Origin of the sequence: Loktanella sp. F6476L, from assembly GCF_023015725.1 — a bacterium.
Lineage (GTDB): Bacteria > Pseudomonadota > Alphaproteobacteria > Rhodobacterales > Rhodobacteraceae > Yoonia.
Genome location: NZ_JALKAR010000035.1, coordinates 1 through 1,112 on the forward strand (window position 1 = coordinate 1; position 1,112 = coordinate 1,112).

Consider the following 1,112-nt stretch of genomic DNA (forward strand, 5'->3'; position numbering starts at 1 on the left):
GGTGGATTCACAAATGAAGTGCGAATTCTGTATTAAAACAGAACCTTGCATGGAGTTGATCAATGGGACGCTGCTACCCCCACCTGAACCTCGAAGAACGTCGTAAATTGGCCAAATGGCTTGAAGCAAAGATACCGATTAAGGAGATCGCCGACAATCTGCAACGTGCGCCTTCAACGATCTATCGCGAGATAAGGCGTAATTACTATTCTGATACCGAACTTCCACAGCTCAGCGGCTATCATGCAGTGAATGCGCAGAATCAATATGAGAAGCGGCGGGCCGTGCATCGCAAGTTGATCCGGCATCCTGAGATAATGGCCGCTGTGCGCGATGGTTTTGATGCTGGCTGGTCCCCAGAACAGATCGCGGGACGTATGAAGCTTGAGCGCCATCCCATCCGGGTGAGCCACGAGACGATCTATCGATATGCGTACTCCAAAGACGGCCGTGCCGAGAAGTTCTACCGCCACCTGCCAGAGCACCGCAAACGTCGCAGGCCACGTGGAACGCGCAAGCATCACGGGCGCAGGTTTCTTGATGAATTGGCAATAGCACATCGCCCTGAGACGATCGCGGATCGCAACCAATTCGGGCACTGGGAGTGCGATCTGGTGATGTTCCGCAAGGAATTTGGCAGAGCAAACGTCACCTCGCTGGTCGAACGTGTTAGTCGATATGCGGTTGTCCTGAAGAACCCGGACCGGCAGTCAAAACCTGTGATGGAAAGCCTGGTCGCCAGCCTCTCTCCCCTTCCCGCAAATGCACGCCGGTCGATCACATTTGATCGCGGCACTGAGTTCACAGCATGGCGATATCTGAAATCAGGCCTGGGCGTCGATCCCTGGTTCTGTGATCCGCAGTCACCGTGGCAGAAAGGAACCGTCGAGAACACCAACAACCGCCTCCGCCGCTACCTGCCACGCAAGGCCGATCCAACAGCGTTCACAAATCGATATCTAAGGTCGATTTGCGACCGCCTTAACGCAACACCGCGCAAGTGCCTCGGCTATCAAACGCCTTCAGAAGTGTTCCGCGCAAAACTGATGGAAGGAGAGCCATGATCCAGATAAACTGAACAGAGAGAAATCGCGCTTCAGCGTGAGTTCACC

At 54.3% G+C, this 1,112-nt stretch carries 1 protein-coding gene; it reads left to right on the forward strand.

Features of this window, described 5'->3' with window-relative positions:
• Positions 1–62 precede the first annotated feature (62 nt).
• On the forward strand, positions 63–1,064 hold the full coding sequence (locus MWU61_RS19630; protein WP_247130171.1) for an IS30 family transposase: 1,002 nt from the start codon (positions 63–65) through the stop codon (positions 1,062–1,064).
• Positions 1,065–1,112: the final 48 nt, after the last annotated feature.